Annotated in this window: 22 protein-coding genes; all 22 read left to right on the forward strand. The window is 60.1% G+C overall.

Annotation, left to right across the window (positions count from 1 at the left end):
- The first annotated feature begins 42 nt into the window (after positions 1 to 42).
- The 22 genes from PG062_RS10205 (at position 43) to PG062_RS10320 (ending at position 26,851) form a co-directional block, all read left to right on the forward strand.
- Positions 43 to 912: a VirB6/TrbL-like conjugal transfer protein, CD1112 family gene (locus tag PG062_RS10205; protein WP_270752220.1), complete on the forward strand. Its 870-nt coding sequence runs from the start codon at positions 43 to 45 to the stop codon at positions 910 to 912.
- Between the two features lie 21 nt (positions 913 to 933).
- Positions 934 to 1,338, forward strand: a complete 405-nt coding sequence (locus PG062_RS10210; RefSeq protein WP_270752222.1) for a PrgI family protein — start codon at positions 934 to 936, stop codon at positions 1,336 to 1,338.
- Positions 1,280 to 3,727, forward strand: a complete 2,448-nt coding sequence (locus tag PG062_RS10215) for a VirB4-like conjugal transfer ATPase, CD1110 family (RefSeq protein WP_408611412.1) — start codon at positions 1,280 to 1,282, stop codon at positions 3,725 to 3,727. The genes PG062_RS10210 and PG062_RS10215 overlap by 59 nt, the downstream gene beginning before the upstream one ends.
- Complete coding sequence (locus tag PG062_RS10220; protein ID WP_270752223.1) at positions 3,724 to 4,104, forward strand: DUF3851 family protein; 381 nt, start codon at positions 3,724 to 3,726, stop codon at positions 4,102 to 4,104. The genes PG062_RS10215 and PG062_RS10220 overlap by 4 nt, the downstream gene beginning before the upstream one ends.
- Positions 4,097 to 5,830 carry a C40 family peptidase gene (locus PG062_RS10225; RefSeq protein ID WP_270752224.1) on the forward strand — a complete coding sequence of 578 codons (1,734 nt, stop codon included), beginning with the start codon at positions 4,097 to 4,099 and terminating at the stop codon, positions 5,828 to 5,830. Before PG062_RS10220 ends, PG062_RS10225 begins: the two co-directional genes overlap by 8 nt.
- A 33-nt stretch (positions 5,831 to 5,863) precedes the next feature.
- Complete coding sequence (locus tag PG062_RS10230) at positions 5,864 to 6,118, forward strand: DUF4315 family protein (RefSeq protein ID WP_105204183.1); 255 nt, start codon at positions 5,864 to 5,866, stop codon at positions 6,116 to 6,118.
- Positions 6,108 to 6,890 (forward strand): DUF4366 domain-containing protein, encoded by a 783-nt coding sequence (locus PG062_RS10235; RefSeq protein WP_105204185.1) that lies wholly within the window; start codon positions 6,108 to 6,110, stop codon positions 6,888 to 6,890. The genes PG062_RS10230 and PG062_RS10235 overlap by 11 nt, the downstream gene beginning before the upstream one ends.
- Positions 6,887 to 7,087: a hypothetical protein gene (locus PG062_RS10240; RefSeq protein ID WP_105204187.1), complete on the forward strand. Its 201-nt coding sequence runs from the start codon at positions 6,887 to 6,889 to the stop codon at positions 7,085 to 7,087. Before PG062_RS10235 ends, PG062_RS10240 begins: the two co-directional genes overlap by 4 nt.
- Positions 7,084 to 7,770, forward strand: coding sequence for a conjugal transfer protein TraG (locus PG062_RS10245; protein ID WP_270752226.1), 687 nt, complete (start codon positions 7,084 to 7,086; stop codon positions 7,768 to 7,770). The genes PG062_RS10240 and PG062_RS10245 overlap by 4 nt, the downstream gene beginning before the upstream one ends.
- A complete protein-coding gene (locus PG062_RS10250; RefSeq protein ID WP_270752227.1) occupies positions 7,751 to 9,850 on the forward strand; it encodes a type IA DNA topoisomerase in 2,100 nt (699 codons plus the stop codon). The genes PG062_RS10245 and PG062_RS10250 overlap by 20 nt, the downstream gene beginning before the upstream one ends.
- A complete protein-coding gene (locus PG062_RS10255) occupies positions 9,847 to 10,128 on the forward strand; it encodes a hypothetical protein (protein WP_054334841.1) in 282 nt (93 codons plus the stop codon). The genes PG062_RS10250 and PG062_RS10255 overlap by 4 nt, the downstream gene beginning before the upstream one ends.
- A gap of 2 nt (positions 10,129 to 10,130) precedes the next feature.
- Complete coding sequence (locus tag PG062_RS10260) at positions 10,131 to 13,196, forward strand: YodL domain-containing protein (RefSeq protein ID WP_270752229.1); 3,066 nt, start codon at positions 10,131 to 10,133, stop codon at positions 13,194 to 13,196.
- Between the two features lies 1 nt (position 13,197).
- Positions 13,198 to 13,413: a transposon-transfer assisting family protein gene (locus PG062_RS10265; protein ID WP_113998769.1), complete on the forward strand. Its 216-nt coding sequence runs from the start codon at positions 13,198 to 13,200 to the stop codon at positions 13,411 to 13,413.
- A 76-nt stretch (positions 13,414 to 13,489) separates the two neighbouring features.
- On the forward strand, positions 13,490 to 21,322 hold the full coding sequence (locus tag PG062_RS15975; protein ID WP_456298758.1) for a helicase-like domain-containing protein: 7,833 nt from the start codon (positions 13,490 to 13,492) through the stop codon (positions 21,320 to 21,322).
- Between the two features lies 1 nt (position 21,323).
- Complete coding sequence (locus PG062_RS10285; RefSeq protein ID WP_270752231.1) at positions 21,324 to 22,391, forward strand: DUF3849 domain-containing protein; 1,068 nt, start codon at positions 21,324 to 21,326, stop codon at positions 22,389 to 22,391.
- Entirely contained in the window at positions 22,388 to 22,732 is a 345-nt protein-coding gene (locus PG062_RS10290; RefSeq protein ID WP_270752232.1) for a plasmid mobilization protein, read from the forward strand. Before PG062_RS10285 ends, PG062_RS10290 begins: the two co-directional genes overlap by 4 nt.
- A 140-nt stretch (positions 22,733 to 22,872) precedes the next feature.
- Entirely contained in the window at positions 22,873 to 23,178 is a 306-nt protein-coding gene (locus PG062_RS10295) for a hypothetical protein (protein WP_105204202.1), read from the forward strand.
- Positions 23,175 to 23,486 (forward strand): CD1845 family protein, encoded by a 312-nt coding sequence (locus PG062_RS10300; protein WP_270752234.1) that lies wholly within the window; start codon positions 23,175 to 23,177, stop codon positions 23,484 to 23,486. The genes PG062_RS10295 and PG062_RS10300 overlap by 4 nt, the downstream gene beginning before the upstream one ends.
- 103 nt (positions 23,487 to 23,589) lie before the next feature.
- The gene (locus PG062_RS10305; RefSeq protein ID WP_002576331.1) at positions 23,590 to 24,183 is read left to right on the forward strand and encodes a type IV toxin-antitoxin system AbiEi family antitoxin domain-containing protein; all 594 of its coding nucleotides are present in this window, start codon (positions 23,590 to 23,592) and stop codon (positions 24,181 to 24,183) included.
- The gene (locus PG062_RS10310; protein ID WP_270752237.1) at positions 24,180 to 25,028 is read left to right on the forward strand and encodes a nucleotidyl transferase AbiEii/AbiGii toxin family protein; all 849 of its coding nucleotides are present in this window, start codon (positions 24,180 to 24,182) and stop codon (positions 25,026 to 25,028) included. The genes PG062_RS10305 and PG062_RS10310 overlap by 4 nt, the downstream gene beginning before the upstream one ends.
- Positions 25,025 to 25,375 carry a hypothetical protein gene (locus PG062_RS10315; protein WP_270752239.1) on the forward strand — a complete coding sequence of 117 codons (351 nt, stop codon included), beginning with the start codon at positions 25,025 to 25,027 and terminating at the stop codon, positions 25,373 to 25,375. Before PG062_RS10310 ends, PG062_RS10315 begins: the two co-directional genes overlap by 4 nt.
- Before the next feature lie 60 nt (positions 25,376 to 25,435).
- Positions 25,436 to 26,851, forward strand: a complete 1,416-nt coding sequence (locus PG062_RS10320) for a relaxase/mobilization nuclease domain-containing protein (RefSeq protein ID WP_270752240.1) — start codon at positions 25,436 to 25,438, stop codon at positions 26,849 to 26,851.
- Positions 26,852 to 26,901: the final 50 nt, after the last annotated feature.

The following is a 26,901-nucleotide window of genomic DNA, read 5'->3' on the forward strand; positions in this document are numbered from 1 at the left end:
CCCGCGCACAGCGGGAGGGGCTGAAAGGAGGTTTGACACCGTATGGATTTCTTATTGGATGCCCTTACCAACTGGCTGAAAGAGATGCTGGTGGGCGGCATCATGGGAAACTTATCGGGGATGTTCGACAGCGTAAATCAGCAGGTCGCGGATATATCCGTACAGGTGGGCCAGACCCCGCAGGGGTGGAACGGCAGCATTTTCAGTATGATCCAGAACCTCTCCAACTCCATCATGGTGCCGATTGCTGGCGTGATCCTGGCTATCGTGATGACGCTGGAGCTGATCCAGATGATTACCGACCGCAACAACCTGCATGACGTGGACACCTGGATGATCTTCAAATGGGTGTTCAAATCCGCCGCCGCGATTTTGCTCGTCACCAACACCTGGAACCTCGTCATGGGCGTGTTCGACATGGCCCAAAGCGTGGTGGCCCAGGCGTCCGGCATCATCGGCTCGGACGCTTCCATCGACATCTCCGCTGTTATGACCGATATGGAGTCCCGGCTGATGGATATGGACCTGGGGCCGCTGTTCGGCCTGTGGTTCCAGTCGCTTTTTATCGGCATTACCATGTGGGCGCTGTATATCTGCATTTTCATCGTCATTTATGGCCGTATGATCGAAATTTACCTTGTCACGTCGGTGGCCCCCATCCCGATGGCGACCATGATGGGCAAGGAATGGGGCGGCATGGGCCAGAACTACCTGCGCAGCCTGCTGGCGCTGGGCTTCCAGGCGTTTTTGATTATCGTCTGCGTGGCGATCTACGCCGTACTGGTGCAGAACATCGCCACCGAGGAGGACATCATCATGGCGATCTGGAGCTGCGTGGGCTACACCGTGCTGCTGTGTTTCACGCTGTTCAAATCAGGCAGTCTCGCCAAAGCCGTATTTCAGGCGCACTGACCAGGAAGGAGGAAACGCAAAATGGCGTATGTACCCGTACCCAAAGACCTGACCAGGGTAAAAACCAAGGTCGCATTCAACTTAACCAAAAGGCAGCTTGTCTGCTTCGGCGGCGGGGCGCTCATCGGCGTGCCGCTTTTCTTTTTGCTGCGGGGCCCGGCTGGCAACAGCGTGGCGGCCATGTGCATGATGCTCGTCATGCTGCCCTTCTTCCTGCTGGCGATGTATGAAAAACACGGCCAGCCCCTGGAAAAGATCGTCGGCAACATTCTCAAGGTGGCCGTCATCCGGCCCAGACAGCGCCCCTACCGCACCAACAACTTCTATGCCGTGTTGGAACGGCAGGCAAATCTCGACAAGGAGGTGTATGACATTGTTCGCGGCAAAGACAAAGCGGCAGGCCGAAATGGCAGAGTCGCAGACTAAAACCCGGCGTAAGCTGACCCGCGCCGAACGCAAACAGATCGAGGCAGCGATTGCCCGTGCCAACCGCACGGACAAAAAAGAGCAGTCCGCCCAGGACAGCATCCCCTATGAGCGGATGTGGCCGGACGGCATCTGCAAGGTGGCGGATGGACGCTACACGAAAACCATCCAGTTCCAGGACATCAACTACCAGCTCAGCCAAAATGAAGATAAAACCGCCATCTTCGAGGGCTGGTGCGATTTCCTCAACTACTTTGACAGCTCCATTCGTTTCCAGCTGTCCTTTTTGAACCTGGCGGCGTCCCAGGAGACCTTCGCCAACAGCATCACCATCCCGGCTCAGGGGGATGACTTTGACCCCATCCGGGTGGAGTACACGCAGATGCTGCAAAATCAGCTGGCGCGGGGCAACAACGGCCTCATCAAGACCAAGTACCTGACCTTTTCCATCGAGGCCGACAGCATCCGCTCCGCCAAGCCCCGTCTGGAGCGCATCGAGACCGATGTGCTGAACAACTTCAAGCGGCTGGGCGTGGCCGCCGAGGTCCTGGACGGCAAAGCCCGGCTGGCCCAGCTCCACGCCATCTTCCACATGGACGAGCAGGCGCCGTTCCAGTTCGAGTGGGACTGGCTGGCCCCCAGCGGCCTTTCCACCAAAGACTTTATCGCCCCGTCCGGCTTTGAGTTCCGCACCGGCAAGCAGTTCCGCATGGGAAAGAAGTACGGGGCTGTCAGCTTCGTGCAGATTCTGGCCCCGGAGCTGAATGACCGTATGCTGGCGGATTTTCTCGACATGGAAAGTTCCCTCATCGTGAACCTGCACATCCAGTCGGTGGATCAGGTGAAGGCCATCAAGACGGTGAAGCGCAAGATCACCGACCTGGACCGCAGCAAGATCGAGGAACAGAAAAAGGCCGTCCGCGCCGGGTATGACATGGACATCATTCCCTCCGACCTTGCCACCTACGGGGCCGAGGCCAAGAAGCTGTTGCAGGACCTGCAAAGCCGCAACGAGCGGATGTTCCTGGTGACGTTCCTGGTGCTGAACACGGCGGACAATCCCCGCCAGCTGGGCAACAACATCTTCCAGGCCAGCTCCATCGCGCAAAAGTACAACTGCCAGCTGACCCGGCTGGACTTCCAGCAGGAGGAAGGCTTGATGTCCGCTCTGCCGCTGGGGCTGAACCAGGTGGAAATTCAGCGGGGGCTGACTACCAGCTCCACCGCCATCTTCGTGCCGTTCACGACCCAGGAGCTTTTTCAGAACGGCAAGGAGGCGCTGTACTACGGCATCAACGCCCTGTCCAACAACCTCATCATGGTGGACCGCAAACTGCTGAAAAACCCCAACGGCCTGATTCTGGGTACGCCGGGCAGCGGCAAATCCTTCAGCGCCAAGCGCGAGATCGCCAACTGCTTCCTGCTGACTTCGGATGATGTCATCATCTGCGACCCGGAGGCCGAGTACGCGCCGCTGGTGGAGCGCCTGCACGGGCAGGTCATCAAGATTTCGCCCACCTCCACCAACTACATCAACCCGATGGACCTGAACCTGGACTATTCGGACGATGAAAGCCCGCTGTCGCTGAAATCCGACTTTATCCTGTCGCTGTGTGAACTGATTGTGGGCGGCAAGGACGGATTGCAGCCGGTGCAGAAAACCATCATTGACCGCTGTGTGCGGCTGGTGTATCAGGACTACCTCAACGATCCGCGTCCGGAGAATATGCCCATTCTGGAGGATTTGTACGACCTGCTGCGGGCGCAGGATGAGAAAGAGGCGCAGTACATCGCAACGGCGCTGGAAATCTACGTCACCGGCTCCCTCAACGTGTTCAACCACCGCAGCAACGTGGACATCAACAACCGCATTGTCTGCTACGACATCAAGGAGCTGGGCAAGCAGCTGAAAAAGATCGGGATGCTGGTGGTCCAGGACCAGGTGTGGAACCGCGTCACCATCAACCGGGCCGCCCGCAAGTCTACCCGCTACTACATCGACGAGATGCACCTGCTCTTGAAAGAGGAACAGACCGCCGCCTACACGGTGGAGATTTGGAAGCGGTTCCGAAAGTGGGGCGGCATTCCCACGGGCATCACCCAGAACGTGAAGGATCTGCTTTCTTCCCGCGAGGTGGAGAACATCTTTGAAAACTCCGACTTCGTGTATATGCTCAACCAGGCGGGCGGTGACCGGCAGATTTTGGCCCGGCAGCTGGGTATTTCCCCGCACCAGCTGTCCTATGTGACCCACTCCGGCGAGGGCGAGGGGCTGCTGTTCTACGGCTCCACCATCCTGCCCTTTGTGGACCACTTCCCCAAGAATACCGAACTGTATCGCATTATGACGACCAAACCCCAGGAAATGAAGGAGGCTGATGGACGATGAAACCCGAAATTCTGCATAACGACCACATGATGTTTCTGGACCGGGCGCTGGAAACCCAGCGCACCGCGCTGCTGACGGCGATGGCGGACGCCGTTTCCGAGTGCCGCACGGCGACGGACCAGGCCGCTGAACTGACTGAAACCGGCGAAATTGGCCTGCTGCGGCTGGTGGAGATTCTGTGCGCCGCCAAGGTCCAGCGCGGGCAGGCCGGAGGTGCCGTGCTGGAGGGCACCGAGGTCCAGATTTTGGCCGACGTGGTGGCTCAGCTCTACGCCTGCCTGACCGAGTGCCGCTTTGTGGGTCCGCTGGGGCTGGCGGCCTATGCGGAGCTTTCCAGCATGGCGGCCTCCCTCATGCTGGGGGAATGGTTTGATTAAGGAACCGCGCCTGCGCTTTACGGAGGAAGAACGGGCGGACCCGGCGCTGGAGAAGCCCATCCGCAAGGCGGAAAAGGCCGCCGCCAAAGCGGATAAGGCGCAGGCAAAAATCCCGAAAAAGCAGGTCAAGCGGGCCGAGGTGGACCCCAAGACCGGCAAGGTCACGACCAAGCTGGTGCTGGAGGATAAGCCCCGGCCGCCCTCCAAACTGTCCCATACGGTGCGGGACGCGCCGGGCAACGCGGTGGCGGGTAAGCTCCATCAGGAGATCCGCAAGACCGAGGACGATAACGTGGGCGTGGAGAGCGCCCACAAGTCCGAGGAAGCCGTAGAGACCGGCGTGCATCTGGTCCGGGAGGGCTACCGCAGCCACAAACTGAAACCTTACCGCAAGGCCGCCCAGGCCGAGCGGAAGCTGGAAAAGGCCAACATCGAGGCGCTGTTCCAGAAATCCGTCTATGAAAACCCTGCGGCAGCCAGTAATCCACTGTCCCGCTGGCAGCAGAAACAGCAAATCAAGAAACAGTACGCCGCCGCCAAACGGGCCGCACAGTCCGGCGGGAGCGCCGCCGGTGCCGCCCAAAAGACCGGCAAGGCGGCCAAGACGGTCAAGGAGAAAGCCCAGCAGGCCGGGGCCTATGTGATGCGCCACAAAAAGGGCTTTGGCATCGTGCTGGCGATTTTCCTGCTGGTCTGCCTGCTGCTCAACACCATGTCCTCCTGTTCCATGATGGCGCAGAGCATCGGTTCGGCGATCTCCGGCACCACCTACCCCTCCGATGACCCGGAGCTGGTGGCGGTGGAGGCCGACTACGCCGCCAAGGAGGCCGCGCTGCAAGCCGAGATCGACAACATCGAGAGCAGCCACCCCGGCTACGACGAGTACCGCTATGACCTGGACATGATCGGCCACGACCCGCATGAGCTGGCGGCCTATCTGTCCGCCGTCTTGCAGGGCTACACGCGGGCAAGCGCCCAGGCGGAGTTGGAACGCATCTTCGCAGCCCAATACCAGCTGACGCTGACCGAGGAAGTGGAGGTGCGCTACCGCACCGAGACCCGGACGGACAGCGAGGGCAACGAGTATGATGTGGAAGTGCCCTATAACTATTACATCTTAAATGTGACCCTCACCAGCAAGCCCATCTCCTCCGTGGCTTCGGAGCTGCTGACGCCTGACCAGCTGGAAATGTACCAGGTGTACCGGCAGACGCTGGGCAACAAGCCCCTGATCTTCGGCGGCGGGTCCGCCGACACCAGCGATTCCGAGAGTTTGGCCGGTGTGGAGTTTGTCAACGGCACCCGGCCTGGCAATCAGGCGGTGGTGGACATCGCCAAAAGCCAGGTGGGCAACGTGGGCGGCCAGCCCTATTGGAGCTGGTACGGCTTTACCTCCCGCGTGGAGTGGTGCGCCTGCTTCGTGTCCTGGTGCTACGGCCAGATGGGGCTGACGGAGCCGCGCTTTTCGGGTTGCCAGTCCCAGGGCATCCCCTGGTTCCAGTCGCACGGACAATGGGGCGGGCGGGATTACGCCAACATCGCCCCCGGCGACGCCATCTTCTTCGATTGGGACCTGGACGGCAGCGCCGACCATGTGGGCATTGTTGTCGGCACCGATGGCAGCCGGGTCTACACTGTGGAGGGTAATTCCGGCGACGCCTGCAAAATCAAGAGTTATTCCTTGACCTACGAGTGCATCAAGGGCTACGGCTTGATGAACTGGTGACAAATTTTTATGAAGAATAGGAGTGATTTGACTATGGCAAAGAACAAAATCGAGCGCATCGACCAGGAGATCGCCAAAACCCGCGAGAAGATCGCGGAACAGCAGGAAAAGCTGAAAGACCTGGAAGCGCAGAAAACCGAGGCGGAGAACCTGGAGATCGTCCAGATGGTGCGCGCCCTGCACATGACCCCGGCCCAGCTGTCCGCCATGTTGTCCGGCGGCATGGTACCCGGCCGGGCGGCGGCTCCCGCCAATCCCGAACAGGAGGAAATGACCCATGAAGAATAAGAAGATTTTCAGAACCCTTGCCGCCCTTTGCACCTGCCTGATGCTGATGGGCGGCTTTTCTGTGACCGCCTTTGCCCAGGGCGCTGACCCTGCGCCTACGGCCACACCGGCTGCGGACGCCACCAATGACAGCAACGTGGTGGTGGAGGAAACTGAGGACAGCCCTGCCCTGACCCCGGAGGGCAACGCGGCCCTGGTGGATGACTTTGGCGGCAACAAGCAGCTCATCACCGTCACCACCAAGGCAGGCAACTACTTCTATATCCTCATTGACCGCGCCAACGAGGACAAGGAGACCGCCGTTCACTTCTTGAACCAGGTGGACGAGGCTGACCTGGAGGCCCTGATGGAGGACGGCGAGACGGCGGAGGAAACGCCCGCTGTCTGCAACTGCACGGAAAAATGCGCCGCCGGTGCGGTGAATACGGCCTGCCCGGTGTGCGCCGTGAACATGGCGGAGTGTACGGGCCAGGAGCCGGAACCTACGCCCGCCCCGGAAACAGAGCCGGAGCCGGAACAGGAACCGGCGGGGCTGAACCCGGCGATGCTGCTGGTGGTGCTGGCTGTGCTGGGCGGCATCGGTGCGCTGGTCTACTTCAAATTCATCAAGCAGAAGCCCAAGACCAAGGGCAGCGACAACCTGGATGATTACGACTACGGCGAGGACGATACCGAACAGGAGGATGCGGACCCCTGGGAGACCGAGGAATCTGACGAGCCGGAGGACGCCGGCGGGGGCGGCGATGAGGAAAGCGAGAACTCGGCCAAATGACCCGGTTCACCGACAGCCCCTATGAACCCATGATGACGCGCAGGCCGGAGGGCGGGAAGGCGGCTTCCCGTCCTCCCTCTTTATCTCCCGGCCACCCCTGTTATGGCTGCGGAAACTACCGCCCCGGCCAGCCCTGCGTGGGTTTCTGCCACAAAGAGCTGACCGCGTGGCTGCGTGAAAGGAGAAAAGCAAAATGAATTATTTTATCCAATTTCTCATTGTGTTCGACCTGATCTGCTTCGGCGTCTACTTTGGCGGCGACATCATTTGCACGGCGCTTGCCAAGGTGCGCAAAAAACCGGGCCAGAAAGACCCCTATGAATTTGAGGTGGAGGACGAACCCGCTGAACCGCCGCTGTCTATCGACGCCATCCGCCACTTGTTCCGCGGCGAGGTCCGCGATTTTGTCTGCAACAAACTTCTGCCCAGTGGGCAGGAGACGCTTTCCGCCCTGACCGAGCCGGAGCAGACAGCGGCCAGGTTCCTGTTCTGCGCCTTGATCGGCTATCTCAAAGAGGAAGCCCCGATGGATGAGCAGAGCTTCCCGATGGTGATGGAGATGCTGAACTACGCTGAGGGCGCGAAAGAGGACGGCGACAAGGACGTGATTGACATTCTGATGGAGGAAACCGCCGCCAGGACCCGCCAGCGCGAGGAATATTTCAGCGATTACCGCCGTTACCAGCTCATGCAGGTGGATAAGGCGCGGGTGCTGCTGGCCTGCCGGGTCATCATCAACGACCTGCTGGGAAAGCTGTACCGCTATGATTACAACGTCGGCTATGACTGCCTTCTGGACGATGGAAACAGCATTTCCAGAAAACTGAAAAAATCTAATGCAGAAATGGAGGTTGAGGAAGATGCGCCTTGTGATCGCTGAAAAGCCCTCGGTGGCAAAATCCCTGGCCGCCGTGCTGGGGGCCACTTCCCGCAAAGACGGCTACCTGGAGGGCGGCGGCTGGCTGGTGAGCTGGTGCCTGGGGCATCTGGCCGGGCTGGCGGATGCCGCCGCCTACAACCCCGACTATGCCAAGTGGCGCTATGATGACCTGCCCATTTTGCCGGAAACCTGGCGTTTTACCATCGCCAAGGATAAGCGGAACCAGTTTGACGTGCTGCGCACCCTGCTGTGGCGGGAGGACGTGACCGAGGTAGTCAACGCCTGCGACGCCGGGCGCGAGGGCGAGCTGATTTTCCGCACGGTCTACTGCCTGGCGGGCTGCCAGAAGCCCATGAAACGGCTGTGGATTTCCAGCATGGAGGATTCCGCCATCCGGGATGGCTTTGCCAACCTGCGCCCCGGCGCGGACTATGACGGGCTGCACCAGGCGGCCCTCTGCCGGGCCAAGGCGGACTGGCTGGTGGGTATCAACGCCACCCGGCTGTTTTCGGTGTTGTACCACCGCACCCTCAACATTGGCCGCGTCATGTCCCCGACACTGGCTCTCATCGTCCAGCGGGAGGCCGAGATCGACGCCTTCAAGCCGGTGCCGTTCTATACTGTGGCGCTGGACCTGCCCGGTTTTACCGCTGCCAGCGCCCGCATGGACAAGAAAGACGATGCCGAACAGCTGAAAACTGCCTGTCAGGGTGCGGCTGCCACGGTGAAAAAGGTGGAACGCAAGGACAAATCCGAGAAGCCGCCCGCCCTCTATGACCTCACCACCCTCCAACGAGACGCCAACCGCCTGTTAGGCTTCACGGCGCAGCAGACGCTGGACTATCTGCAAAACCTCTATGAAAAGAAGCTCTGCACCTATCCCCGGACGGACAGCCGCTACCTGACCTCCGATATGGCCGAGGGTCTGCCGGTGCTGGTGAATCTGGTCGCCAACGCCATGCCGTTCCGCAAAGGCATCGCCATTTCCTGCGATGCGGCGGCGGTCATCAACGACAAGAAAGTGACCGACCACCATGCGGTGATCCCTACCCGGAACATCCGGGAGGCGGACCTGTCCGCTTTGCCGGTGGGCGAACGGGCCATTCTGGAACTGGTGGCTCTGCGGCTGCTGTGTGCGGTGGCCCTGCCCTATATCTACGATGAAACTTCTGTCACGGTGGACTGCGCCGGTGCGGAGTTTACCGCCAAGGGCCACACGGTGAAGCAATCCGGCTGGCGGGCGCTGGACGCCGCCTACCGGGCCAGCATGAAAAATGCGGAGCCGGACAAAGAGACCGAGGACAAAGCCCTGCCGGAACTGGCCGAGGGCCAGGCGCTGCCAGTCGCCGGTGCCGCCGTCAAGGAGGGTAAGACCACCCCGCCCAAACACTTCACCGAGGACACGCTGCTTTCTGCGATGGAAACTGCCGGAAAGGACGATATGCCGGAGGACGCCGAGCGCAAGGGGCTGGGCACCCCCGCTACCCGCGCCGGGATTTTAGAGAAATTGGTGTCCACCGGCTTTCTGGAACGCAAAAAGAGCAAGAAAACCGTGCAGCTTTTGCCGTCCCACGACGCCATTTCCCTGATTACCGTCCTGCCGGAGCAGCTGCAATCCCCGCTGCTGACTGCTGAATGGGAGTACCGGCTGGGCGAGATCGAGCGCGGCGAGCTGGCCCCGGAGGACTTCATGGCCGAGATCACCGCCATGCTGAAGGAGCTGGTGGGGACTTATCAGGTCATCAAGGGCAGCGAGTACCTGTTTGCCCCGCCCCACGAGGTGGTGGGCAGATGCCCCCGCTGCGGCGGTGAAATTGCAGAAATGCAAAAAGGCTTCTTCTGTCAGGACCAATCTTGCAAATTTGCGATCTGGAAGAACAACAACTGGTGGGCAGCGAAGCGCAAACAGCCCACCAAGGCCATTGTGGCGGCGCTGCTCAAAGATGGCCGCGCCCATGTGATGGGGCTGTACTCCGAGAAAAGCGGCAAGACCTACGACGCCACCGTGGTGCTGGAAGATACCGGCCAGTACGTCAACTTCAAGCTGGAATTTGACCGGCAGAAAGGCGGCGGCAAATGAAATTGAGTTTGTATGAACAGGAAACGATTATCCTCTACAACCAGGCCGAGGCCACCGCCGAGGTCTATTCCCACGACCCGCGCCTGCTGGAAAAGCTGCGGCGGCTGGCGGAAAAATACCCGGACCAAATCGTGAAAAAGGACCGTCAGACCTTTACGGTGCCCAAACGCTGCGTGTCGGTGCGGGAGCCGTACAGCGCCGAGCGCCGCAAGGCCGCCAGCGAACGGGCCAAGGCCGCCGGGTATAAACCGCCCGTCCCGAAAGCGGGCGGCAAGTAAGCATGGGCGAGAGCGTATTTGAAGTCGTAAAACAGTCCGTCACCGCCAGAGAGGCGGCGGAGCTTTACGGCATCGCGGTGGGGCGCGGCGGCATGGCCTGCTGCCCCTTCCACGATGACCGCCACCCCAGCATGAAGGTGGACACCCGTTTCCACTGTTTTGGCTGCGGCGCAGACGGCGACGTGATCGACTTCACCGCCAGGCTCTACGACCTGTCCCCCAAGGAGGCCGCCGAAAAGCTGGCCCAGGATTTTGGCCTTTCCTATGACAGCAAGGCCCCGATCCGGCGAAGTTATGTCCGGCAGAAAACCGAGGCGCAGGTGCGGAAAGAAAAACGAGAACACGGCTGGCGCGTCCTGACGGACTACTATCACTTGCTCCGAAAATGGGAGGCCGACTATTCCCCCAAGACGCCGGACGAGGACCCGCACCCGCGCTTTTTGGAGGCCATCCAGAAAAAAGACTACATGGGCTATCTGCTGGACGCCTTTCTCGACAGCAGCACCGAGGAACAGGACCAGTGGATCGCAGAACACACCGCTGAAATTTCGGCCATAGAAGGGAGAGTGAACATCATGGCTGACAAACCCACCAACCGGGAACGGTTGCAGCAAATCACGGCGGGCATCGAGCAGGGTATCAAGGAACTGTTCGAGAGCGAAAAGTATATGCGCTACCTGTCCGTGATGTCCCGGTTCCACCGCTACTCCGTCAACAACACCATGCTCATCTATATGCAGAAGCCGGACGCCACCCTGGTGGCCGGGTACAACAAGTGGAAAAATCAGTTTGAGCGTCATGTGAAGCGCGGCGAACACGGTATTACCATCATCGCGCCCACGCCGTTCAAGAAAAAGATTGAGGAACAGAAGCTGGACCCGGACACCAAAGCCCCCATGTTGGATCAGGACGGTAAGGTCATCATGGAGGAACGGGAAGTCGAGATCCCCATGTTCCGTCCGGTGAAGGTGTTCGATGTGAGCCAGACGGACGGGAAACCGCTGCCGGAGCTGGCGTCCACCCTGTCCGGGAGTGTCCAGAACTATGAGGCTTTCATGGAAGCCCTGCGCCGGTCCGCGCCGGTGCCGCTCTCCGTGGAGCCGATGGCCGCCAACATGGACGGGTATTTCTCGCCGGACCAGCAGCGCATCGCCATCCGGACAGGCATGAGCGAGGTGCAGACCGTTTCCGCCGCCGTCCATGAGATCGCCCACAGTAAACTGCATAACTACGCCCAGGTCCAGGAGGAAGCGGCCAGGGCCGGTGACAAGGAGCCGCCCAAGAAGAAAGACCGCAACACCGAGGAGGTGGAGGCCGAGAGCATTTCCTATGCGGTCTGCCAGTATTTTGGAATCCAGACCGGCGAGAACAGCTTCGGCTACATCGCCAACTGGAGCCAGGGTAAGGAGCTGCCGGAACTGCGGGCCAGTTTGGAAACTATCAACAAGGCAGCCGGGGAACTGATCGCGGACATTGACCGGCATTATAAGGTTATCTGCAAGGAGCGCGGCATTGACCTGACTGCTGCCCCGGAACCGCAGCGGGACCCTATCGAGCAGCTGGCAGCCGACATCGACCAGTTTTCTTTTGACTACGATACCTATGAATACCGGGATCAGGTGGATAATCGTGAGGATGCGCTGCGGGAATTGACCGCTGCGTTCCGCGGCGGGGATGCCAGCGGTGTTCGGGACTGGCTCCAGGAATTTGCCGATGAAAATGAACCTAGAGAAGCGGCCACAAAAGCTGCCGAGCTGTTGGATCGCCTGGAGCAACTGGTGCCGGAACCTGACCCCAATCTTGTGAAAATGGCGGATGAAGCGATAGCGATGGGCGTAGAAACTACCCCGCCCAGCACCGAGTACCGCGAGGCCCTGCTGGTGCTGGATGATACCACCTATCTTCATGTTCAGCCCTGCGACACCGGCTGGGACTACACGCTCTACGACGCCGCCACCAGGAAGCAGCTGGACGGCGGCCAGCTGGATGCGCCGGAGCTGCCCCTGTCCACCGCCGCGCTGAAAATCTGCGAGATGCACGGGATGGGCGGCCAGACCATTCGGTATGCGCCGCTGTCCATAATCGAGACCTTGCAGGAGACCGCCTACCAGCAGACCGCAGAAGCTACCACCACCCAGCTGCCGGACGCCCCGGAACAGCATCTGGACGAATACCCCATGCCGGACCCGACGCTGACCCAGGACGATTTGGAAAAGTGCGGCTATCTGGACGGGGACCTTCTGCCCCTTTCCAAAGAACGCGCCTATGAGCTGATGGAGCGCGACCTGACCGTTTACATCATCCAGCAGGGTGAGAATCCGGCGATGGCTTTTGATACCACTGACCTGGATGCCCATGACGGTATCTTTGCCGTTACTCGCGAGGAATGGGAGGAAAGCACGGCTTTCGATGCCCAGGTCAAAGAGCGTATGGACCACCAGCAGGAACGGGAGCAGGCGTTCCTCGACCATAAGGGCGACTGCTTTGCCATTTATCAGGTGAAGCACACCGATGAGCTGCGGGACATCCGCTATGAGGGGCTGGAATGGATCAAGTCCATCGGGCAGACGGTGCAGCGAGACAACTACGATCTGGTCTACACCGCGCCGCTGACCCCCGGCGACCTGAAAGGCAGCGTGCTGGACAATCTTGAATACCGCTTCAACAATGAACACCCCGCCGACTACCGCCACCCGTCCATGAGCGTCAGCGACATCGTTGCCATCAAGCGGGACGGCAAGGTATCCTGTCACTACTGCGACAGCTTCGGCTTTGCCGAGGTTCCCGGCTTCCTGCCGGACAACCCGCTGAAAAATGCGGAGATGGCCGTGGAGGATGACTACGGCATGATCGACGGTATCATCAACAACGGCCCCAAGGAGCAGACGGTGGCCCAGCTGGAACAGCAGGCCCGTAGCGGCCAGCCCATTTCCCTGATGGACCTGGCTGCCGCCGCCCACCGGGAGGACCGGGATAAAAAGAAATCCGTTGTGGAGCAGCTGAAAAGCCAGCCCAAACCCGAACATAAAAAGACAGCGCCCAAAAAGAGCGCGGAAAGGGAGATCTGATATGAACGCTTTGACCTTTGAGGAAACCAACCTGCTGTGCATCTACAACCCCGGCACCCGCCAGGGGGCCATCGAGGCCCTGACCGAGATGCGCGGCCACTTGCAGGCGGACGAGACCGAGCTGCTGGCCCTGACGGACAGCACCCTCGCCAAGCTGCGTGCCATGACCGACGCCGAGTTTGACGAGCTGGAACTGTACCCGGATTTTGACGAGTAACCCGCTGTTTTAACCAGCCGGGGCGGCCGCCGTGCCGCCCCATTTTCATATCCGAAGGAAGGGAGGATAGAACCCCATGCCAACCAAAGCAGAACAATATGCGCAGATGGCCGACCAGGTGGCGCGGCAGCTCACCGGCAGCTGGCAGGAGTGGGCGGGCTTTCTCACCACCGCCGCCCGACTTTACAAATATCCGTTCCATGAGCAGATGATGATCTACGCCCAGCGCCCGGACGCCACTGCCTGCGCCGAGTACGACCTGTGGAACAACCGCATGGGCCGGTATGTGCGGCGCGGGTCCAAGGGTATCGCGCTGGTGGACGATTCCGGGGACCGGCCCCGGCTGCGGTATGTGTTTGATATTTCTGACACCGGCACCCGTGAACACTCCCGCACCCCCTGGCTGTGGACGATGAACGAGGAACACGCCGCGCCGGTCATGGCGATGCTGGAGAGTAGCTACGGTGTGGGCGGCGAAGAACTGCCCCAGCAGCTGGCCGATGTGGCCGCCGGTCTGGCGGAAGAATACTGGACGGATCACCGGCAGGACATTCTCTATATCGTTGACGGTTCCTTTTTGGAGGAGTACGATGAGTACAACATCGAAGTCCAGTTCAAGTCCGCCGCCACGGTCAGCATCACCTACGCCCTGATGTCCCGCTGTGGGCTGGAGCCGGAGCAGTATTTCAGCCATGAGGATTTCATGGCGATCTTCGACTTCAACACCCCTGCCACCGTGGGGGCGCTGGGCACGGCGGTCAGCCAGATAAACCAGCAGGTGCTGCGGCAGATCGGCGTCACCATCCAGAACTATGAGCGTGCCAAGAGCGCGGAAAGGAGTGCCACACATGGAGAACAACCTGACTTACACGAGGAACGGCGATTACCTGATCCCCGACCTGAAGCTGTCCGAACAGCCGGAGAAGCCCCTGGGCAAGTACGGCAGGATGAGGAAAGCGTATCTGAAGGAACACCGGCCCATCCTCTACAACCAGCTGCTGATGACCGAGAAGCTGTACTCGCACCTTCTGGAGATCGACGAGACCGCGAACAGCCGTCTGGAGCAGATGATGCCCCGGCTGGCAGAGTCGGCGGGCGCGACGGAGGCGCTGAAAGCTCGCGACCCGATGGCCTGGGTGGGCCTGATGAACACCTGCAAGGCCCAGGCGGAGGAGATTCTGCTGGCGGAACTTATCAACAGCTGACCTTAAACCTGTTCCTCTCCGAAGCGGAACAAATCCAAAGAATAGACGAAGCAGAGAGTGTGAAAACGCCCTCTGCTTTTTCTATGCCAAAACCCGCTGCGCAGGCGGAACCTGTGCGCCGGGCGCTGACCCAGGCGGAAATCGACGCCGCCATCCAGGAATGGAACGGCAATATTGAAAGTAAGAACGCGGTTGTCCGCTACATGAAGGACCACGCCCGTGAAAAGGATACCGCCGCCTGGCTGCGGCAGGAGTACGGCGATGACCTCCCGGCCTTACCTGTGACGGTGGACGGCGCGGTGGGCGACGTGCCCTGGCCCAAGGTGCAGCGCCGGATCGCCCAGCTCATCAAGGAAGATCGGTTCTATACCGAAGCGGAGCAGGACCGATTTGACAACATCGACCCCATCGCCATTCGGGAGGCCCTGGCCGAGCGCGGCATCGTGAACGGCCAGGTGGTGGACCCGGAAAAGCTGGACAACGATCCGTTCATCCAGCAGGTCATGCGGGATGTGGAGGCCGTCGCGGCCGAGGAACAGGCCGAGGCAGCGGCAAAGCCGCCTGTGCCTGACTTATCCGGCCAGCCCATCACCCGCGAGGGCGACACCCTCACCATCGGCAGCGGTGAACCTACCCATGAGATCGACATCACCGTTTCTGACGAGGAATATGAGGCTATCCGGCAGACTATCCCGGAAACAGAAGAGCCTATCGCCTACGACCCCGCAACACCCCCTTACCATGTGGGCGATACGGTCTATCTGGACAATCAGGAATACCAGATCACCGAACTGCGGGAGGATACGGTGCAGCTGCTGCCTACCGGCATGAGCTATCCCATCTTCCGGGCTGAGAGCCGGGAGCGGTTCGAGCAGCTTCTACAAAACGACCTGCGAAACGGCCCCGTTACCGAGTTCCTTTACGTTGACCCGGAGAAAGCGGACCAGGACCTGCGAGAAGTGCTGACTTCCGGCCTGTTTACCCGGCACGACAAGGAGTATATTTCTCACTGGCTGCGGGATGGCGAGGGCAACACTAAAATTGCCCAGCGGTTATCTGAGCTGTATTCCGGGCGCGTGGAAACGATGGACCTTGTGACCGGCGACATAGCGGACTACCGCACCTTCACCACCAGCGTTGAGGTGGAGATCCTGGACCATGAGGAACGAAAACTTACGACCCTGGCATACCACTGGGATGAACTGGCTCCGCTTCTCCGGGGACTGTATGTGTATGAACTGGACGGCTTCTTCCAAGACCCGGAAGGCTTTAAGCGGTATGTGGTAGAAGAAACATCGGATGCGTTTGAAGAACCCTTCATTATTCGCGACCAGCAGACGGGGCGCTATTATGATCTGGATGATATATACCAGACCTTTGAAACAAGGGAAGAAGCTGAAGCCTTTGCGGTCCGGTTGAACACGCCCTTCCTGGAAGGAATCCCATCTTACCAGGTAGGCGATCAGGTAACGCTCCCTGCGCCCGACCACCCCATCGCCGGCACGATTGATGCCATTGAAGATACAACGGTCCGTATTTATACCGGGCCTTACACCTGGAGTTATGATGTCATCAGCCGGGAACAGTTTGAAACCTGGCTGCGCCAGGATGAGCGAAATGCCGGACTGTTCACGCCGGACACCAGAGAAACCCCTGCGCCGGAAATCACCTCCGAGCCGGTAACGGTCTATCCCGGCGACAAAAACGGACTTCCCTATGATGTGGTGGTGGAACGGCTACACATAGACGAGCCGGAACCCACGCCGCCGGAACAGCGTCCGCCTGAGAATTTCCGCATTCTGGACGATGACCTGGGGAAAGGCGGGCCAAAGGAAAAGTTCTGGCGCAACATCAAGGCGATTGCCACGCTGAAGCAGATCGAGCAGGAAAATCGCTATGCCACCCCAGAAGAACAGCATATTCTCTCACAATATGTGGGCTGGGGCGGCGTGGCGGATGCCTTTGACCCGGACAAACCCGCGTGGGCCGCCGAGTATGTGGAGCTGAAAGAACTGCTGACCCCGGAGGAATACGCTGCGGCCAGGGCCTCCACCCTCAACGCCCACTACACCAGCCCCACCGTCATCCGCGCCGTTTATGAAGCCGTGGAGCGGATGGGCTTCCGCACCGGCAACATTTTGGAGCCGTCGATGGGCGTGGGCAATTTCTTCGGGTTACTGCCGGAGAGCATGGCCGGGAGCCGTCTGTACGGCGTGGAGCTGGACAGCATTTCCGGGCGCATCGCCAAGCAGCTCTACCCCAAGGCCGACATCACCGTGGCGGGCTTCGAGACCACTGACCGGCGGGACTTCTATGACCTTGCCATCGGCAACGTCCCTTTCGGACAGTATCAGGTAAACGACAAAGCCTACAACAAGCTGGGCTTCAACATCCACAACTACTTCTTCGCCAAGGCGCTGGACCAGGTGCGGCCGGGCGGCGTGGTAGCTTTCGTCACCAGCCGCTATACAATGGACGGCAAGGATTCTACCGTGCGCCGGTATCTGGCCCAGCGGGCCGAGCTGCTGGGGGCGATCCGTCTGCCCAACAACTCTTTCCGCGCCAACGCCGGGACCGATGTAGTGTCCGACATCCTGTTTCTGCAAAAGCGGGACCGTCCGCTGGACATCGCCCCGGACTGGACGCAGACTGGCCGGACCGAGGAAGGCTTCACGGTCAACCAGTATTTTCTGGATCACCCGGAGATGGTGCTGGGCCGCCCTACCGCCGAAAGCACCCAATACGGCAAACAGGATTACACCGTGGCCCCCATCGAGGGGCTGGAGCTGGCCGATCAGCTGCACGATGCCGTGAAGTACATTCGCGGCACCTACCAGGAGGCCGCGCTGCCGGAGTTGGGCGAGGGCGAGGACATCGACGAATCCCTCCCGGCTGACCCTAACGTGAAGAACTACTCCTACACGGTGGTGGACGGCGCGGTGTACTTCCGGGAAAACAGCCGCATGGTGCGCCCTGACCTGAACGCCACCGCCGAGGCCCGCGTCAAAGGGCTGGTGGGGCTGCGGGATTGTGTGCAGCGGCTCATCGACCTGGAGATGGACGCCGCCGCGCCGGATGCCGACATTCGGGCGCAGATGGCCGAGTTGAACCGCCGCTATGACGATTTTTCCGCCAAGTACGGACTTATCAATGACCGGGCGAACCGGCTGGCTTTTGCCGATGACAGCAGTTATTACCTGCTCTGTGCGCTGGAGGTGCTGGACGAGGATGGCCGGTTGGAGCGCAAGGCAGATATGTTCACCAAGCGCACGATAAAGCCCCATGAGGCTGTCACCACCGTAGACACCGCCTCCGAGGCCCTGGCAGTCTCCATTTCTGAAAAAGCCTGCGTGGATATGGCCTACATGGAACAGCTCACCGGCAAAACCGGCGAAGAATTGGCTGACGAGCTGCGCGGTGTCATCTTCCGTGTGCCGGGCCAGACTGAGCCGGACGGAACTCCACATTATGTGACCGCCGACGAGTACCTGTCCGGCAACGTGCGCCGGAAACTGCGCCAGGCCCAGCGGGCGGCGGAGCAGGACCCGGCCTTTGCGGTCAACGTGGAGGCCCTGACTGCCGCCCAGCCCAAAGACCTGGACGCTTCCGAGATCGAGGTGCGGCTGGGCGCAACGTGGATCGACAAGGAGTATATCCAGCAATTCATGTACGAGACCTTCGACACGCCTTTTTACCTCCAGCGCAGCATTGAAGTCCACTACACCCCCTTTACGGCGGAGTGGCAGATCTCCGGCAAAAATGTTGTGGGGCAAAACAACGTGGCCGCCTATTCGACCTACGGGACCGGCCGCGCCAATGCCTATAAAATCCTCGAAGATTCCCTCAATCTGCGGGACGTGCGAATCTACGACACCGTGGAGGACGCGGACGGCAAGGAGCGCCGGGTGCTGAACGCCAAGGAAACCACCCTGGCCGCGCAAAAGCAGCAGGCCATCCGGGATGCTTTCCGCGACTGGATTTGGCGCGACCCGGAGCGGCGGCAGGCGCTGGTGCGCCAGTACAACGAGGAAATGAACGCCACCCGCCCCCGCGAATATGATGGCAGCCACATTGTTTTTGGCGGCATGAACCCGGCCATCACCCTGCGGGAACATCAGAAAAACGCCATCGCCCATGTACTGTACGGCGGCAACACGCTGCTGGCCCATGAGGTGGGCGCGGGCAAGACCTTTGAAATGGTGGGGGCCGCGATGGAGGCCAAGCGCCTGGGCCTGTGCCAGAAATCCCTCTTTGTGGTGCCAAATCACCTGACCGAACAGTGGGCTTCGGAGTTCCTGCGTCTGTACCCGTCCGCGAACATCCTGGTAACGACCAAAAAGGACTTCGAGAAGCACAACCGCAAGAAGTTCTGCGCCCGCATCGCCACCGGCGACTACGACGCCATCATCATGGGTCACTCCCAGTTCGAGAAGATCCCCATCAGCAAGGAACGCCAGGAGCGGCTGCTGCATGAGCAGATTTGGGAAATCACCGAGGGCATCGCCGAGGTGGAGGCCAGCGGCGGGGAACGGTTCACCGTCAAGCAGCTGGAACGCACGAAAAAGTCTCTGGAAGCGCGGCTGGAAAAGCTGCAAGCCGAGGGCCGCAAGGACGATGTGGTGACGTTTGAACAGCTGGGCGTAGACCGGCTGTTCGTGGACGAGGCGCACAATTACAAGAACCTCTTTCTCTACACAAAAATGCGCAACGTGGCGGGCCTCTCCACCACGGATGCGCAGAAATCTTCAGATATGTTCGCCAAGTGCCGCTACATGGACGAGATCACCGGCAGCCGGGGCGTCATCTTTGCCACCGGCACGCCGGTTTCCAACTCTATGACCGAGCTTTACACCATGCAGCGGTATCTCCAGTATGACCGCCTGCAAGAGCTGGGCATGGCCCACTTTGACTGCTGGGCCTCCCGCTTCGGCGAGACCGTGACGGCGCTGGAGCTGGCCCCGGAGGGCACCGGCTACCGGGCACGGACCCGCTTCTCCAAGTTTTTCAACCTGCCGGAGCTGATGAACCTCTTTAAGGAGGTCGCGGACATCAAAACCGCCGACCAGCTGCACCTGCCCACGCCCCAGGTGGAGTACCACAACGTCGTGGCCCAGCCCACCGAACAGCAGCAGGAAATGGTGAAGGCGCTCTCGGAGCGCGCTTCCCTGGTACACAGCGGCACGGTGGACCCGTCCCAGGACAATATGCTCAAGATCACCAGCGACGGGCGCAAGCTGGGGCTGGACCAGCGGATCATCAACCAGCTGCTGCCGGATGAGCCGGGCACCAAGGTCAACCAGTGCGTGGACAATATCATGCAGATTTGGCGGGACGGCGAGGCTGACAAGCTGACCCAGCTGGTGTTCTGCGACATTTCCACGCCCCAGGCCCGGCCCACCAAAAAGGTGGCGAAGGCGCTGGACAACCCGACCCTCCACGCTTTAGAGGACGCGGTGCCGCTGGACGAGCCGGAACCGGCCTTTACGGTCTATGAGGACATCCGGCAAAAACTCATCGCCCAGGGCGTGCCCGCCGAGCAGATTGCCTTTATCCATGAGGCCAACACCGAAGTGCGCAAAAAGGAGCTGTTCTCCAAGGTCCGCACCGGCCAGGTGCGCGTCCTGCTGGGCAGCACGGCCAAAATGGGCGCGGGCACCAACGTCCAGGACCGCCTGGTGGCACTGCATGACCTGGACTGCCCGTGGCGGCCCGGCGACCTGGCCCAGCGAAAGGGCCGCATTGAGCGCCAGGGCAACCAGAACGAGACTGTCCATGTGTACCGCTACGTCACCGAGGGCACTTTCGACGCCTACCTCTGGCAGACGGTGGAGAACAAGCAGAAATTCATCAGCCAGATTATGACCTCCAAATCGCCGGTGCGCTCCTGCGATGACGTGGACGAAACGGCGCTTTCCTTTGCCGAGATCAAGGCGCTGTGCGCCGGGGACCCGCGCATCAAGGAACGCATGGACCTGGATGTGGACGTGGCGCGGTTAAAGCTGATGAAGGCCGACCACCAGAGCAAACAGTACCGCCTGGAGGACCAGCTACTGAAAACCTTCCCGGAGGAGATCGAGAAAAACAAGGGGTTTATCGCCGGACTGGAAGCCGATATGGCGACCTTGGCCGCCCATCCCCACCCGGAGGACGGCTTTGCCGGGATGGAAGTCCGTGGCGACACCCTCACCGACAAGGAAAACGCTGGGGCCGCGCTGCTGGACGCCTGCAAGGAGGTCAAAGGGGCCGACCCGGTGCCGGTGGGCAGTTACCGGGGCTTCGCTATGTCGGTGTCGTTTGACGCTTTCCGGCAGGAGTATATGCTCCTGCTGAAAGGCCAGATGACCCACCGGGCGACGCTGGGCACAGACCCCCGTGGCAACCTCACCCGTATCGACAATGCGCTCAGTCAGATGCCCCAGCGGCTGGAGGCGGTGAAGAACCAGCTGGACAATCTCTACCAGCAACAGGCCGCCGCCAAGGCGGAGGTGGGCAAGCCCTTCCCCCAGGAGCAGGAACTGCGGGACAAATCTGCCCGGCTGGCCGAACTGGACGTACTGCTGAACATGGACGGCCGGGGCCGACCTGCGCCGGAGGCGGTGCTTGCCAAGAGCAGCCGCCCCTCGGTGCTGGAGGGGCTGAAACGCCCGGTGCCGCCGCGCTGCTCCGAAAAGAAACCCAAACACCACGAACAGGAGGTGCGATAACATGAATCCCGACAAAAACGCGGTCCTCTATGAGAAGATGGCCGCCGAACAGGACAAGTTCCGGGACTGGCTGAAAAGCCAGCCCCCGGAGGAAATTCTAAAGCATACCTATGAGTACACGGTCCGGGAGGATATTTTGATGGCGATGGAGGAGCTGGACCTGCCACAAAGCCGGGCCGCCGCGCTGCTGGCGTCGCCGTCCCCGCTGGCCGATGTCTACAAGGAGTTTTCTGACCGGGAGACTTCCTACATGGATGTGGTGCGGGACAGCATTGAGCAGCGGGCCGAGGCGGCGCTGGACGCCCAGCGGGAACTGCCGCTCTACCGGCACGACGCCGCCTATGCCCGCGAACAGGGCGACCTGGATTTGTACCGGGCGTCCCGCCGCGCCAACATCGCCTGCAAGGAGGCCATTGAGGCATCCATTTCGGAACATTACCGGGACAACCGGCTGGACAAGGATGCGGTGCCCCAGGTGATCGAGCAGTTCGGCTACACCCGCACCCTCTATGTGCTGGCAAACACCGTACAGCAGAAAGATTGGGATGAGCGTTTCAGCCCGGCCAACAAGGCGTGGGCAAAGACGGTGGACATCCCATCCAACCCGGACGGCTTCGGCGGCGAACGCAATCTGGACTTTGTAGTGGACAGCCACTCCGGCCTGGTCGATCTGTTCTTAAGCCAGGCGCGGCAGGATTATCTGCGGCTCCAGCCGCTGACGCCGGAGGAAATCCGCGCCGAGGCCGCCCGGCTCTTGCAGGAGCTTCGTGCGCCGGATACGCCCAACAGCCCCCACGGCACCCACTATATAGCCCGCGTTTCGCCGGACTTTCTGGCCCGCGCAGGTTCCCAGGCCCACGACCAGCTGATGACGCTGCTGCCATTCCGCAGTCTGGCGATCACCGGCATGAAGGACCTGCCCGGCACCTATATCACCATCCTGGCCAGCGAGGACCGCAGCAAGGATCTGCGCCCGCCCCGCCGCTCTGTCCGCCGCCAACTGAAACAGGAGCCGCGCCCCGCTGAAAAGAAAGCTCACATCCATAAGAAAAAGGAGCCGGAACGGTGAGCGCCCCCAAGCGCAAGCGGGAAGTACAGCTGAACTTCCGGGTCTCGCCGGAAGAACTGGCGCTGATCGAGCAGAAGATGGCCCAGCTGGGGACAAAGAACCGGGAAGCCTACCTGCGCAAGATGGCCCTGGACGGCTATGTGGTGCGCCTGGAACTGCCGGAACTGAAGGAGCTGGTGTCCCTGATGCGCTATTCCGGCAACAACTTGAACCAGCTGGCCCGCCGTGCGCATGAAACCGGGCGCATTTACGACGCTGACCTGGAGGATATATCCCGGCGGCAAGAGGCTTTGTGGGATGGGGTACATCAGGTATTGACCCAGCTGGCAAAGCTGTCGTGACAGGGGCATACGCCCCGGCTGTGAGGGAGGTCCGGCGCGTGCGGGCTGCATCGCCGGGCCTCCCTCTTTTTTCTTTGTCGGTATCGTTGCGTTTTGGCGGGTTGTGCTTGATAATGGAGTCAGAAACGAGGTGATGGCTGATGTTGACGTTTGAAAACGTCTTGGAGATTTTTCAAGAATACCTGCTGCGCGACCCGGAGGAAGAAGTTCTCCCTTGTAAACGCGGCTATGTCCGATTGACCTGGGACAAGGATTCCCGCTACTGTGTGGATGGCATTCTCTGCCGGACCCCGGAGGAACTGTTCGATATACTTCTCTCGGATTTTCAGGATTTTGCCATGATCTGCCGGACGCGGGGGCGCCGGGAGGTGACAGAGGCGGACGAAAAGGCCGTAGAGGAACTGTGCCAGCCATACCTGGACTGGCGGAAGGAGGCGCTGAAATGAGAGCGGTGCTGTTTATTTTGAAATTGGGGCTGAAAATCCTTGCCGCGCCGGTAGTGCTGGCGCTGACGCTGTTCACCTGGCTGTGCTTCGGGCTGCTGTATGTGTCCAGCTTTATCTTCGGCCTGGCCTCCACAGTGGTGGCGCTGCTGGGGATCGCGGTGCTTGTGACCTACTCGCCGCAAAACGGCGTAATCCTGCTGGTGATCGCCTTCCTGGTCAGCCCGCTGGGCCTGCCGATGGCCGCCGTCTGGCTGGTGGGCAAGGTACAGGACCTGCGGTATGCGATCCAGGACGCGGTGTATGGCTGAATAGGAAGCGAAGAATTGCCGGGAGTGAGTGCCCGGCAATTTTTTGACTTTACTTTCGTGCTAATTTTGCGTATAATATTAGCATGAAAGGAAGGTGAAGAACGTGAGCCAATTTCAACAGCTGGACCAGCTGATGGAACGTCAGGATGGGATGCTGCGCACCGGGCAGGTCCTCGCGGCCGGGATCTCAAAACCTGTTTTTTATCAATTCGTGCAGTCTCGTGGGCTGGAACAGGCGGCGCATGGGATTTATCTTTCCAAAGACGCCTGGGTGGACGCCATGTATCTGCTGCATCTTCGCTGTCCGCAGGCAGTTTTTTCCCATGAAACGGCGCTGTTTTTCCATGACCTGACCGACCGGGAGCCGCTGGCCTATTCCATTACGGTCAAGACGGGCTACAATCCGACCCGGCTCAAGGACGAGGGCGTTCAGGTCTTTACCATCAAGGCGGAGCTGCATGAGGTCGGCCTGACAACCGCGCAGACCCCCTTCGGTCACGATGTGCCGGTCTATGATATGGAACGGACGATCTGCGATGTGCTGCGCAGCCGGAGCCATATCGAGATGCAGACATTCCAGGACGCTTTGAAAGCGTATGCCCGCCGGAAAGATAAGGACCTGCGGACGCTGGTGCGCTATGCCAAGCTGTTCCGGGTCGAGAAGATTTTACGCCAGTATTTGGAGGTACTCCTATGATAAAGACAGCCAGACAGCTGAAAGATTTGATCCGTAACCTGTCAAAGAAAAATGCTGCGGATGCGCAGGTTTTGATGCGCAACTATATGATGGAGCGTTTTCTGGAACGCATTTCTCTCTCGTCCTACCGGGACAAATTCATCCTCAAGGGTGGGATGCTGGTGGCCGCGATGGTCGGTCTGGACGCCCGCTCTACGATGGACCTGGACGCAACGGTCAAGGGGGCCAACGTCAGTGTCGAGGATGTGGAGAACATGATGGCCGAGATCATCGCTGTTCCCATTGATGACGGCGTTACCTTCCAGGTGAAAAGCATTTCAGAAATCATGGATGAAGCGGAATATCCCGGCATCCGGGTCACGATGACAACGCTCTTTGACGGGGTGCGCACCCCGCTGAAAATCGACATTTCCACCGGCGACGCCATCACCCCTAAAGAGGTGCGGTACAGCTTCAAGCTCATGCTGGAGGACCGCTCCATCGAAGTTTGGGCCTATAACCTGGAGACCGTGCTGGCCGAAAAGCTGGAAACCATCATCACCCGCACCACGACCAACACCCGTATGAGAGATTTTTACGACATCGCCATCCTGCAACAACTCTATGGCAGCACTCTGGACCGGCACGTTCTCCATGACGCGCTGCTGGCGACAGCCCACAAGCGCGGCACCGAGCGCCATCTGGCCGAGGCCGCCGAGGTCTTTGATGAAGTGGAGAACAGCCCGGTCATGCAGGACCTGTGGGCGGCCTATCAGCAAAAGTTCTCCTATGCGTCCGACCTTGGCTGGGATACGGTCATGGCTGCGGTCCGTCAACTGTTCGCTCGTTGCGAGGGCACGGTATGAAAAAGCGTGGACACTACTGCAAGGTCTGTGGCGAGTATAAGGCAAACGAAAAGTTTTCCGGCAAAGGCCATGCCGCGCACATCTGTAAAACCTGCGCCGCCCTCCCGCCAGAAAAGCAGGCGGAAGAAATGACGCTTACCCGCCTTGTCAACCTTCCCTGGCGATTATCCAAAGAACAACTTTCGTGGTTGAAGAAACGGATGAAGGACAAGCGGGATGCCGTGCGGGCCTTGGCAACGGAGCAGTATGAAATGCGGTTCCCGCCCAGGATAGAACTGGATGAATTGGAAGATGGCTTTGAGGAAGATTTCGATTTTTATATGGACGAGGAAACTGATATAGAGTAAACCGATGCGGTCTGTGATAAGCAGGCCGCTTATTTTTTTGGAAAGGAGGCGGACCCCCACATGGCCACCACACGCATCATACCACTGCACGCTGGCAAGGGCCGCACGGTCGGAAAGGCGATCAGCGACATCATCGACTATGTGAAAAATCCAGAAAAGACCGACCACGGCAGACTTATCACCAGCTACCAATGTGACAGCCGCGTGGCCGACGCGCAGTTCCTGCTGGACAAGCAGACCTACGCCGCCCGCACCGGCCGGGTGCGCGGTGCGGACGACGTGATCGCCTACCATCTGCGGCAGTCCTTTGTGCCGGGCGAGATCACGCCGGAGGAAGCCAACCGACTGGGCGTGGAGCTGGCTCGGCGCTTCACCAAGGGCAGGCACGCTTTCATCGTCTGTACCCACATCGACAAGGCTCACGTCCACAACCATATTATATGGAACTCCACCACACTGGAATGTGACCGCAAGTTCCGCAACTTTTGGGGCAGCACCCGCGCTGTCCACCGCCTGAGCGATACCATCTGCATCGAAAACGGCTACTCCATTGTGGAGGCTCCCAAGCGGCGCGGGCAGAGCTACAACAAGTGGCTGGGCGATGCGGCGAAGCCCTCCCATAAGGAGCTGCTGCGCCGGGCCATTGACCGGGCGCTGGCACAGAAACCTGCCAGCCTGGAGGAGCTGCTGCGCCTGCTGGAGCAGGACGGCTTTACCGTTCACCGGCGCGGCAAAACCATCTCCATCAGCGCGGAGGGCTGGGGCAACAACGTCCGCTTTGACCGGCTGGGGGGCGGCTACACGCTGGACGATCTGTTGGCAGTTCTCTCCGGCCAGAAAGAGCATACGCCCCGCAAACAGCCTGCCCCGCAGGCCGCCCCGCCCAGGGTCAATCTGCTGGTGGACATCCAGGCAAAATTGCAGGCCGGGAAAGGTGCCGGGTATGCCCGCTGGGCCAAGGTGTTCAACCTCAAACAGATGGCCCAGACCCTCAACTACCTGTCCGAACACGGACTGCTGGATTATGCCGATCTGGAAGCAAAAACGGCAGAGGCGACGGCCCGTTACCATGCGTTGTCCGACCAGATCAAGGCCGCCGAGAAGCGCATGGCCGAGATCGCCGTGCTGCGCACCCACATCGTCAACTATGCCAAGACCCGCGACACCTATGTGGCCTACCGCAAGGCCGGGTATTCAAGAAAATTCCGGCAGGAGCATGAGGAAGAAATCTTGCTGCACCAGGCCGCCAAGGAGGCGTTCAAAGAGCTGAACGTGAAAAAGCTGCCCACCGTCAAGGAGCTTCAGACCGAGTACGCCAAGCTGCTGGCAGACAAGAAAGAGGCTTACGCCGAGTACCGGCAGGCCCGCGCCGCCATGCGGGAGCTGCTGACGGTCAAGAACAATGTGGATCGTGTTATGGGCTTTGAGGATGAAAAGCAGGTTGAGAAAGAACGTGAGCAGAAGAAGAATCGTTGACAACTTTGGTACAGCAAAGCGCCGGGCGCGGGGGCTATATGGTCTCTGCG

It is taken from the genome of Gemmiger qucibialis, from assembly GCF_027689445.1.
GTDB classification, from domain to species: Bacteria; Bacillota; Clostridia; order Oscillospirales; family Ruminococcaceae; genus Gemmiger; species Gemmiger qucibialis.

Coding starts and splice junctions, on each gene's coding strand:
- PG062_RS10205 (WP_270752220.1), top strand. CDS start 43: ATGGATTTCTTATTGGATGCCCTTACCAACTGGCTGAAAGAGATGCTG.
- PG062_RS10210 (WP_270752222.1), top strand. CDS start 934: ATGGCGTATGTACCCGTACCCAAAGACCTGACCAGGGTAAAAACCAAG.
- PG062_RS10215 (WP_408611412.1), top strand. CDS start 1,280: ATGACATTGTTCGCGGCAAAGACAAAGCGGCAGGCCGAAATGGCAGAG.
- PG062_RS10220 (WP_270752223.1), top strand. CDS start 3,724: ATGAAACCCGAAATTCTGCATAACGACCACATGATGTTTCTGGACCGG.
- PG062_RS10230 (WP_105204183.1), top strand. CDS start 5,864: ATGGCAAAGAACAAAATCGAGCGCATCGACCAGGAGATCGCCAAAACC.
- PG062_RS10235 (WP_105204185.1), top strand. CDS start 6,108: ATGAAGAATAAGAAGATTTTCAGAACCCTTGCCGCCCTTTGCACCTGC.
- PG062_RS10240 (WP_105204187.1), top strand. CDS start 6,887: ATGACCCGGTTCACCGACAGCCCCTATGAACCCATGATGACGCGCAGG.
- PG062_RS10245 (WP_270752226.1), top strand. CDS start 7,084: ATGAATTATTTTATCCAATTTCTCATTGTGTTCGACCTGATCTGCTTC.
- PG062_RS10250 (WP_270752227.1), top strand. CDS start 7,751: ATGCGCCTTGTGATCGCTGAAAAGCCCTCGGTGGCAAAATCCCTGGCC.
- PG062_RS10255 (WP_054334841.1), top strand. CDS start 9,847: ATGAAATTGAGTTTGTATGAACAGGAAACGATTATCCTCTACAACCAG.
- PG062_RS10260 (WP_270752229.1), top strand. CDS start 10,131: ATGGGCGAGAGCGTATTTGAAGTCGTAAAACAGTCCGTCACCGCCAGA.
- PG062_RS10265 (WP_113998769.1), top strand. CDS start 13,198: ATGAACGCTTTGACCTTTGAGGAAACCAACCTGCTGTGCATCTACAAC.
- PG062_RS15975 (WP_456298758.1), top strand. CDS start 13,490: ATGCCAACCAAAGCAGAACAATATGCGCAGATGGCCGACCAGGTGGCG.
- PG062_RS10285 (WP_270752231.1), top strand. CDS start 21,324: ATGAATCCCGACAAAAACGCGGTCCTCTATGAGAAGATGGCCGCCGAA.
- PG062_RS10295 (WP_105204202.1), top strand. CDS start 22,873: ATGTTGACGTTTGAAAACGTCTTGGAGATTTTTCAAGAATACCTGCTG.
- PG062_RS10300 (WP_270752234.1), top strand. CDS start 23,175: ATGAGAGCGGTGCTGTTTATTTTGAAATTGGGGCTGAAAATCCTTGCC.
- PG062_RS10310 (WP_270752237.1), top strand. CDS start 24,180: ATGATAAAGACAGCCAGACAGCTGAAAGATTTGATCCGTAACCTGTCA.
- PG062_RS10315 (WP_270752239.1), top strand. CDS start 25,025: ATGAAAAAGCGTGGACACTACTGCAAGGTCTGTGGCGAGTATAAGGCA.
- PG062_RS10320 (WP_270752240.1), top strand. CDS start 25,436: ATGGCCACCACACGCATCATACCACTGCACGCTGGCAAGGGCCGCACG.